At 72.6% G+C, this 9,837-nt stretch carries 5 protein-coding genes and 1 pseudogene; 3 read left to right on the top strand and 3 right to left on the bottom strand.

All coding sequences use genetic code 11. The features are described from left to right. Window positions 1-168: 168 nt before the first annotated feature. A complete protein-coding gene (locus ACFV1W_RS30875) occupies window positions 169-1,554 on the bottom strand; it encodes a jacalin-like lectin (RefSeq protein WP_380420561.1) in 1,386 nt (461 codons plus the stop codon). Window positions 1,555-1,885: 331 nt separating this feature from the next. Here ACFV1W_RS30875 and ACFV1W_RS30870 point away from each other — a divergent pair, with 331 nt between their 5' ends. After that, complete coding sequence (locus tag ACFV1W_RS30870; protein WP_380420560.1) at window positions 1,886-2,806, top strand: NADP-dependent oxidoreductase; 921 nt, start codon at window positions 1,886-1,888, stop codon at window positions 2,804-2,806. A 188-nt stretch (window positions 2,807-2,994) separates the two neighbouring features. Continuing rightward, the gene (locus ACFV1W_RS30865) at window positions 2,995-5,427 is read left to right on the top strand and encodes a SpoIIE family protein phosphatase (protein WP_380420559.1); all 2,433 of its coding nucleotides are present in this window, start codon (window positions 2,995-2,997) and stop codon (window positions 5,425-5,427) included. 137 nt (window positions 5,428-5,564) lie between these two features. Here ACFV1W_RS30865 and ACFV1W_RS30860 read toward each other — a convergent pair. Further along, window positions 5,565-5,799, bottom strand: a pseudogene (locus ACFV1W_RS30860) (substrate-binding domain-containing protein); the annotation flags it as partial. Between the two features lie 265 nt (window positions 5,800-6,064). Here ACFV1W_RS30860 and ACFV1W_RS30855 point away from each other — a divergent pair. Next, window positions 6,065-6,760, top strand: coding sequence for a FadR/GntR family transcriptional regulator (locus ACFV1W_RS30855; protein ID WP_380420558.1), 696 nt, complete (start codon window positions 6,065-6,067; stop codon window positions 6,758-6,760). A 58-nt stretch (window positions 6,761-6,818) separates the two neighbouring features. Here the strand turns inward: ACFV1W_RS30855 and ACFV1W_RS30850 are convergent, their stop codons facing one another. Next, window positions 6,819-9,689, bottom strand: coding sequence for a ricin-type beta-trefoil lectin domain protein (locus ACFV1W_RS30850; protein ID WP_380420557.1), 2,871 nt, complete (start codon window positions 9,687-9,689; stop codon window positions 6,819-6,821). Window positions 9,690-9,837 lie beyond the last annotated feature (148 nt).

Genomic DNA, 9,837 nt, shown 5'->3' with positions numbered 1-9,837 from the left:
CCTGCGGAACTCCGCAGGCGCGTCGGCCGCCTTTGGTCGGGCTGGTCGTTCCTCGCTGGTCCTCCCGCAGCGGTGCGCCTGGCGGGCGGAGTGGTGTGCCGGGGGGACGGGACCCCGGCCCGGGCGGCCCGGGCCGGGGAGGTGCGGGCCGGGGAGGTGCGGGAGGGCTCAGCGGCGGGTGAACAGGAAGCCCAGCTTGTCGACCTCGTCGCCGGCGCGTCCGTGGAACCCCGCGAACTGCCAACCGTCCGGCGCGGTTCGGGTCACGCAGTCGGCGGTGGTGGTGCCGCCGGACAGGGTGCGGCCCAGGTTGGTCCCGAACGAGGCGTAGAAGATGCGGGTGTGCCCGTTGTACGAGCCCTGGCAGAGGGTCGCCGAGCTCACGTACTCGCCACTGCCCAGGGTGAGCGAGGAGGCGGTGCCGCCGGAGCCACCGTGGGTGAGGGCGGTGCCGTCCGCGAGGGTCAGTCCGACCTGGTCGACCCGGGTGCCGGCCCGCAGGGTGACCGCGGTGGTCCGCGAACCGGCCGGGACGCGGTCGATGTCGTCGTAGAAGTCCCCGTGCGGGCCGCCGAACTGGTCGCTCGCCAGGTAGGCGGGGTTCCGGCTCCAGGTGAACCCCACGGCGACCGGGTCGTGGTCGGAGAGCATCCTGCCGGAGCCGTCCAGGAAGTCGGCGTGCTTGTTCGCGTACGAGGTCGCGGTGAGCGAGACCAGGGCGCTGCTGCGGTACAGGACCTTGTCGACGATCTCGCAGGTGTCGGTGGGCGCGTTCTGGTCGCACAGCAGCGGGTCGGCGCCGCGGGTCGGCGCCACTCCTGCGCGCTCCAGTTGCACCCAGGCGTCGGTCAGCCGGTTGTCGGCGGCGAAGGCGGCGATGGTGTCGTCGGCGCGGGTGTAGCGGGTGTTGGTGTCGCCCATCACGACGACGGCGTTCCCGGCCGAATGGGTCCTGATGAAGCCGGTGAGCTGGGCCAGGTTGGCGGCGCGGGCGGCCTCGTCGCCGGGCTCGGTGCCCGCGTTCGCGTGGAGGTTGTAGAAGTCCACGTACACGCCTTCGGCCAGCCGGGTCCGCATGAAGGTGAAGCCCTTGGGCGTGAGGCAGTCCCCGGAGTCCAGCTGGCAGTCGTTCCACTTGACCCGCTGGAAGTCGTCCGTGTCGTAGCCGAGACCGGACAGGGTGTTGAGGCCGCTGCCGATGCCCGCCCCGCCGCTGGTGGCCGTCCGGTACGGGTGGGAGTCGGCGGCGTACAGAGCGGCGTGGTAGTTGAAGTCCTCCTGGACGTTCACGATGTCGTACGGCGCGAGCCGGCCGCCGATGGCGGTGGTGCTGCTCTGCCGGTCGGTGGAGGCGCTGGACAGCACCTGCGGAAGGCCCGCCACGTTGTACGTCAGCGCGGAGAACGACCCGCCGGTGGCGGCCTGCACGGCGGGCGCACCGGCAGCGGCCTGCGCGACCGGCGCGCCGATCAGGCCGCCCAGCGCGGTGGCCGCGCCGAGCGCGCCCACGAGAGCGGAGCGGAGGAAGGGGCGACGGGGACGGGGCTTGGACATCAGTGCTCCGATCGGAGTACGGCCACGAGGATCCGGTGCCCGGAGCGTATGAGTGAACGTTGTGAGCGTCAACACTGTCGATGGCTGCACAAACTTCCCTTGACCTGCCATTTCATGACGCCTCGCCGGGTTGGCCACAAAGTTCCGGTGAACGCTAACAGTGCGTTTCCGGACAAGAAGGAGCCACCGGGCCGGCGTCCGGTCGATCCGCGGCCCCGTACGCCGTTCCGGGATGCCGAGCGCCCGGCGCCGGCATAGCGTGGCCGAGGGCACGCCCACCCGGCAGTGGTGGTACGCGGGGCCGCGACGCCGCTCCCCTGGAGGTCAGTTCATGCGCGCCGTCACCTACGACTCGTACGCCCAGGACAACTCCCGGCTGAAGTACGGCGAGGTGCCCGACCCGAAGGTCGGCCCCGGGCAGGTGCTGATCCAGGTGCGGGCCGCCTCCGTCAACCCGGTGGACTGGAAGGTCATGGCGGGTGCTCTGGACGGCATGATGGACACGGTCTTCCCCGTCGTCCCCGGCTGGGACGTGGCCGGCGTCGTCACCCGCACCGGGCCGGACACGCCCGAGTTCGCCCCGGGGGACGAGGTGATGGCCTACGCCCGCAAGGACGTGGTGCAGGCCGGCACCTTCGCCGAGTACGTCGCGGTCGCCGCGCCCGCGGTGGCGCGCAAGCCTTCCGGGCTCGACTGGGCGCAGGCGGCCGGACTGCCGCTGGCCGGCCTCACCGCGTTGCGCAGCCTGGACCGGCTGGAGGTCGGCCCCGCCGACGTGCTCCTGGTGCACGGCGCCGCCGGCGGTGTGGGCAGCCTCGCGGTGCAGCTCGGCCGCGACCGCGGCGCCAGGGTGATCGGCACCGCCTCCGAGCGCAACCACGCGTTCCTGCGCGAGCTGGGCGCCGAACCGGTGACCTACGGGGACGGCCTGAGCGAGCGGGTGCGTGCGCTGGCACCGGGCGGCGCGTCGGCCGTGGCGGACTTCGTCGGCGGCCAACTGGAGACGACGCTGGAGGTGCTCGCCGAGGGCGGGCGGCACGTCTCGATCGCCGATCCCGGGGTTTCCCAGCACGGCGGCCACTGGATCTGGGTCCGCCCGGACGGCGCCGGTCTGGCCGAACTGGCGGCGCTCGTGGACCGCGGCGCGCTCACCGTGGAGGTCGCCCGGACCTTCCCGCTGGAGCGGACGGGCGAGGCCTTCGACGCCAGCCGCAGCGGGCACACGCGCGGAAAGCTCGTCGTGGTGCCGTGACTCTCCGTGGCCGCCCGTGCCCTCGCCGAGGCCCGGCCCCGGTCCCGGTGCCGGGAGCGCGCGCGGCGGAGGCCGCATCCGGGTTCCGTCCGCCGGCCCCGTCGCCCGCCCGCAGGCGGGAGTTCGGAGACGGACCCTAGGCTGAAGCCAGGCGCCGGAATCGCGTTCCGGCGTGCACGGCTGCCCGGATGGAGGCGCGCGTGGAAACGACCGGCGTCCAGGACGCACCCACCGCCGTTGTCGTGGTCGACCAGGACGGCGTGGTGACCGGCTGGAGCGAGGGCGGGCTGCGGCTGCTGGGCTGGGCGGCCGAGGAGACCGTCGGCCGACCGCTCGCCGACCTGCTGGTCGACCCCCCGCCCGGGTTCCCCGGCGCCGCCGGCGCCGAGCCCACCGGCCTGATCACCCTGCGTCACCGAGATGGCTCCACCGTGGCGGCGGTGATGACGGAACAGCCCGTCCACGGAGCCGACGGCCGGGCGCTGAGCCGGGTGGTGACCCTCCAGCGCTGGGGGCGCCGCCCGGTGATCGCCGACCGGGCCTTCGAGCAGTGCCCCTTCGCGCTGGGGGTGTACGACCCCGAGCTGCGGTTCCTGTGGGTCAATGCCGCCTCGTGCCGGGTGATGGCGCACTCGGAGGAGCAGGTGCTCGGTGAGAAGTACCGCGAGCTGTTCCCCGAACTGGACGACGCCACGTACACCGATCGGCTCTCGGAGGTGGCCAGGACCGGTGAGCCCGCGCGGCTCATCACCGTCTTCCGGCCGCTCGGCAGTGCCTACGCCAACGCGTGGGCCACCAGCATGTGGCCGGTCCGGGACGCCGACGGGACGGTGCGCGCGGTCGCGAACTGGGGCTTCGACATGAGCGCCGAATACTGGGCCCGCCAGCGCCTGCTCCTGCTCAACGAAGCCACCACCGGCATCGGTCGGACCCTCGACGTGATCAGTACCGCCCGGGAACTGGCGAGCACCCCGGTGCCGGGGTTCGCCGACCTCGTCACCGTCGACCTCTTCGACGAGGTGCTGTCCGGGGAGGAACCGCCCTCCTCCGCCGCGCTCACCACCGGGGGAACCATCACGCTCAGCCGCGCCGCCCGGCACAGCGCCAAGGAGGAGGCGGACCGGCCTCCGGAACCGGTGACCCCGGTCGGCTACGCCGCCGGTTCCGTCGCCGCCCGCTGCATGGTCACCGGCTCGTCCATGGTCCAGCTCGCCGCCGAACCCAGCCAGGACGGCGATTGGGCCTTCGGTCCGGGCCTCGCCGCCGACCCGGCCCACTGGCCGCCGGGGATCCCGGTGATCGAGCAGTCCCTCGCCGCGCAGGGCCTGACCGGCCGGATCACCGTGCCCCTGCTGGCACGCGACGCCGTGCTCGGCGTCGTCGCGTTCGCCCGCCGCGACCGCCCCGAGGCCTTCACCGCCGATGACCTCATCCTTGCGGAGGAGCTGGCCACCAAGGCGGCCGTCGCCATCGACAACGCCCGCCGGTACTCGCGCGAGCACACCACCGCGCTGACCCTCCAGCGCAGTCTGCTGCCGCGACGGCTGCCGCGCCAGGAGGCGATCGAGGTGGCCTCCGGCTACCTGCCCGCCGGCGCCGGTGCCGGCGTCGGCGGCGACTGGTTCGACGTGATCCCGCTGTCCGGCGCCCGGGTCGCCCTGGTCGTCGGTGACGTCGTCGGCCACGGCGTGCACGCCTCCGCCAGCATGGGCCGGCTCCGCACGGCCGTCCGAACCCTGGCCGACGTGGACCTGCCCCCGGACGAACTGCTCACCCACCTGGACGACCTGGTCCTCCACCTTCCCGACGACCCCCGGCCCGACGGCGGCTTCGAGCCGACCGGCGAAACCGGCGCCACCTGCCTGTACGCCGTGTACGACCCGGTCTCCCGCCGCTGCGCCCTGGCGAGCGCGGGCCATCCGCTGCCGCTGGTCATCTCGCCGGACGGCACCGGCACCACCCCCGTCGAGGTGCACCCGGGGCCTCCGCTCGGCGTCGGCGGACTGCCGTTCGAGGCGACCGAGATCGAGGTGCCCGAGGGCAGCCTGCTCGCCCTCTACACCGACGGACTGGTGAAGCACCGTGAGCGCGGCGCCGAGGAGGGGACCGCCGACCTGTTCCGGGTGCTGAGCGAACCGGCCACCTCCCTGGCCGCGCTCTGCGACACGGTGATGAAGGCCATGCTGCCGGACCACCACACCGACGACGCGGCGCTCCTGCTCGCCCGCACCCGCGCGCTCGACCCCGACCACGTCGCCGACTGGGAGATCGAGCCCGACCCCGCGCAGGTGGCGCGGGCCAGGCAGCTGGCCGCCGACCAACTGGCCGTCTGGGGCCTGGAGGAGACGGCCTTCGTCACCGAACTGGTGGTCAGCGAGCTCGTCACCAACGCGGTCAAGTACGGTCAACCGCCGATCAGACTACGGCTGATCCGCGACAGCTCGCTGATCTGCGAGGTCTCCGACGGCAGCGCCACCGCCCCTCACCTGCGCCGGGCACGCACCTTCGACGAGGGCGGCCGGGGCCTGTTGCTGGTCGCCCAGCTCACCCAGGGCTGGGGTACCCGGCACACCACCCGCGGCAAGACGATCTGGTGCGCCCAGACCATCGGTCCCGCGTGACCCGTCCGCCACCGGGGACCGCCGCACCGCCGCCTGACGGCTCCGGCTCGACGGCTCGGTGTCCGGGCACGTGACGGCCCGGCAGCCGTACCACCCGCCGTGACGCCGGCCCGGGGTCTTGCGGCGGGTGGTTCGTTCGCGGAGGCGACGTCCCCCTTCCAGTCGGTGGCCGGCTCGACCACCTGGACGTCGGGAACTCCGTCCTCATGCAGGCCGCGAAGGCCTCCGAGCGGTCGCGGCCGTTGGTGGAGCTCAGCGCTCCTTGGAGCTCGGCGGCTTGCCCTTGCCGCCCAGTTGCTCGCCGAGGAACTCGCAGGCCTTGGTGCCGTAGGCCTTGTTGTCGGCCCGGACCGCCATGTGGACGTCGCCCCTTTTCTGCCAACAGTCATCCCGGAGCGCAGGCTCGGATAGGCCCTGCGCGAGCGCCCCAGGGACGAGTACGTCCTCTCCACCAAGGTGGGCCGACTGCTGGTCCGGGGGCACCACCGTGACCTCGCCGGGGAGTACAGCCCCCGGCAGCTGCGCCGACAGGTCGCCGAACTGGTGCCCCGGGTCCTCGGGGACAGCCGGCTGCGGGCCACCCCCGAACGGGCGCGCCTTATGCTGCGAAGATCAGATGACCAGGAAAGGCGAGGCCGTGCCAGTCACCGACGAGGCGATCGAGAAGATCAAGGCCATGATCGTGAGCGGCGAGCTGCGCCCCGGCGCGAAGCTCCCGAAGGAGGCCGATCTCGCGGACCGGCTCGGGCTGTCCCGCAGCTCCCTGCGGGAGGCGGTGAAGGCCCTGTCGCTGATCCGGGTGCTCGACGTGCGCCAGGGCGACGGCACGTACGTGACCAGTCTGGAGCCCGAAGTCCTGCTGGACGCCCTGGGTTTCGTGGTCGACTTCCACCAGGACAACACGGTGCTGGAGTTCCTGGAGGTCCGCCGCCTCCTGGAGCCCGCCGCCGCCGCGATGGCCGCCCGGGTGATGTCCGAGGAGGAGATCGCCGACCTGGGTGAGGTACTGGGGAGCCTGGCCGAGGACGCCTCGCTGGACGAACTCATCGCCAACGACCTGGAGTTCCACCGCAGGATCGCGGCCGGGTCGGGCAACACCGTGCTCTGCTCGCTGATCGACGGCCTGTCCGGGCCGACCATGCGCGCGCGGATCTGGCGCGGGCGGACCGAGGCGGGCGCCGTGGACGGCACCCGCCAGCAGCACCGAGCGATCTTCGACGCCATCGCCGGGCGCCACCCTGAACTCGCCCACGCCTGGGCGACCGTGCACGTAGCCGGGGTCGAGCAGTGGCTCCGCGACACCCTCGGCGAACCGGGTTCGGCGCTGGGCTGACGTAGGGGTGCGACGCCCGGAACGCGGGCGCCGCACCCCTGTTGCGTACCGGTGCCCGTCAGGCCAGCGTCCACCGTTGCGCGGGCGAGCCCGCCGCACAGGTCTGCAGGCCGAGCAGGGTGCCGTCGGCGGTCCGGCCGGCGGGTGCGCCCAGGCACAGGCCCGGCGCGGCCGGGGTGGTGACGGTGCCGTCGGAGTTGAACTGCCAGTGCTGGTTGGGGCCGCCGTTGCAGTTCCAGATCCCGACCGGGGCGCCGGGGGCGGTGCTGGAGCCGAGGTCGTCCAGGCACCGGAGGCCACTGCCCGGGTACACCCGCACGCTGTTGTCGGCGAAGTGGGTCCAGCTCTGGTTGGCGCCGGTGTTGCAGCTCCAGGTCTCGACCTGGGTGCCGGGGTTCGTGGTGGCGCCCGGGACGTCGAGGCAGCTGTTGGAGCCGGCGAGGACGAGCGCCCCGGTCACCGGCCCGGTGGTCAGGGCGAGGTCGTCGCCCCAGCCGGTGGCGGTGTTGCCCGGCGGGTTCCACTCGTAGACGGTCGCGCTGGTGCTGTTCGGCCCCGTCGTGAACCGGACGACCCAGCGGGTGTAGGAGGTGCCGGAGAGGCAGGTGCGGGTCTCGGCGCCGCCGAAGTCCTTGACGCCCAGCTGGACGCACTGGCCGGCGGCGCCGCTCTTCGCCCAACCCGTCAGGTCGTAGGTGGTGTCGGGGGTCAGGCCCGAGACGGTCTGGTCGGCGCCCGAGTTCGGCGGGAGCTGGACGCTGTACGTGCCGCCGTGGGCGTTCCCGGCCACCGTGACGGCGCCGCCGTAGCAGTTCCAGTGCGAGCAGTCACCGGACTCGAACCCGAGGTTGGCGCCCGGAGCCGCCGAACCGGTGCCGGGGGTGAGGGAGAACTCGGCGAACTGGTCGTTCTGGTAGCCCACGACACCGAGACCGGCCTGTCCCCCGGTGAACGCGTCGTCGCTGGCCGACCCCACGGCGGTGCCGTCGATCACGGCGGTGAGCCGGCTGTCCTGCATGGTCAGTGCCACCGTGTGCCAGCTGTCGGTGCCGAGCGCGCCGACGGTGCCCTGGGCGAGGGTGGTGAAGTTCCAGTTCAGGTCGCTGCGGAGGATCGACCATCCGCCGGTGTCGGAGACGCGTAGGTGGTAGGCGTTCAGCCCGTTGTCGTTGCGGCCCTGCTGGCCGACCCGGCCGAGCAGTTCCGCGCTGCCCTGCTGCCGCAGGAGCACCTTGGCGGAAACGGTGTAGTTGCTCCAGCTGCTGTCACCCATGATGGTGTACGGGTTGGCGTACGGCTCGGCCGTCCACCGTACCGGGGTGCCGACGGCCGTCTGCTGCAGGCAGGTACCGGTCCGGCCACCGGCGCAGGGCACCTTGGCGAACGCGCCGTTCATGTCGGCGAAGTACTTCGGCGAGGTGCTGTCGGTGGCTCCGCTGAAGTCGTCGTGGTACGGAAGGGCGAGTGGGGCCGCGGGCGGCGGGGTGGCGGTGCCCTTGCCCTGGGCGGCGGTGGTGCCCGGGACGGTCGTGGTCGTGGTCAGGGTGTAGACGTGGCCGGGCTGCAGGGTGAGACCGTAACCGCCGTTGCTCGGCACCACGTCGCCCTGGTGCACGAAGTGGTCGGCGGGATCGCCGGAGTTCACGTCGGTGGTCCAGACGTGGACCGTCCCGCCGGACAGGCCGCCGGTGATCCGGAGGTTCACGGTCTGGGCGGCGGTGGCGTCCACGGTCTCCAGCACCGTGCTGTAGTCGTCGGTGTCGGCCGAGCGGAGCGTCACGTAGCTGCCCCCTCCGCTGAGGTGGCCGCCGGCCGCATCGATGTAGCGCCAGCCCGGCCGGGTGAACTGGCTGGTGTGCGCGGTGACCCAGGTGGTCCTGCCGATCAGGTAGTTGCCGGACCAGGGCTGGGCGGCGATCGACATCCCGTCGGTCGAGAAGTACAGGTTCGGGTAGAGCGCGGCGATGACCGGCCAGTTGACGAAGCTGGTCATCCGGCCGTCGAGGTAGTCCCGGTTGATGGCCCGGGCGACCGCCGGTGCTCCGTCGTTGGCGTCCTCGGAGCCGTTCTCGCTCGCCCACAACGGCTTGTCGAGGCTTCGCGCGTTCGGGGTGCTGGGGCAGGACCTGAAGGGTCCGAGGTAGCCGCAGGGGTAGTGGACGCCGATGATGTCCACCGCGTTCCTGAACGCCGGGTCGGTGGTCATCGCGTCGGCCACCGACCAGCCGTCGTCCGCGGCGACCACCTTGGTGGTGCCGTAACCCTTCGACACCAGCGTGGACTTGAGGTTCTCGTACCAGGAGGCGTCGAAGCCTCGCTCGTTCCAGCCGCCCAGGTAGTCGATGGTCAGGCCGTGCTGCTCGGCGCAGCCCATCCAGTCCATCAGGTAGCCGATCGCGTTGGCGGTGAAGAAGGTGTTCCTGCCGCCGCCGACCCAGCTCGGCGCGCCCCAGGAGAGGCCGTAGAGCTTGATGGCGGGGTTGCGCGCCTTGGCCTGGGAAGCGAGCCACCACTCGTACCCCTGGTTGCAGTCCACGACGCCCTGGGTGTGCTCGTGGCTGGCCTCGGCGCCGTCGGTCGAGTTGGTGTCGCCGCCGATCTCGATCTTCAGCAGTTGGAGGCTGGCGCCGTAGCCGGGCTTGAACAGGTAGTCCAGCAGCTGACTGCGCTGCGGCTCCGGGTAGTCGATGAGCAGGCGGGTGTTGCCGCCGCCGCCGGAGATCGCGCCGACGCCGTCGAAGGTGAGGCCCGGCTGGGTGCCGTCGACGGTGACGGCGGTCGCGGCGGCGGTGGTGGCGGTGGCCGTGGACGGCCGGACCAGGCTGGTCAGTGCGCTGAGGAGCAGGACGAGGACCGCGGGCAGACCGGCGCGGCGCAGGGGTGGTTTCGCCGTTTTCGAGGCTTTCGATGCATTCGCTGTCTTCGCCATGGCAGCTCCAGGGAGGCGGGGGGTGGGTACGTGCTGCTGGCTTTGCGGGAGAGCGGGTCGGGCGACCGGGCGGCCGGGGGCCGACGGTTGACAGTGTATGGGCAAGTTGCCGCGCACCGCCCGCAGTTGCGGCGGAATCGGTCCGATG

The organism is Kitasatospora sp. NPDC059648 (genome assembly GCF_042734825.1).
Classification (GTDB): Bacteria; Actinomycetota; Actinomycetes; order Streptomycetales; family Streptomycetaceae; genus Kitasatospora.
The sequence above is the reverse complement of the archived record's forward strand: the minus strand, read 5'-3'. Positions and strand labels throughout refer to the sequence as shown.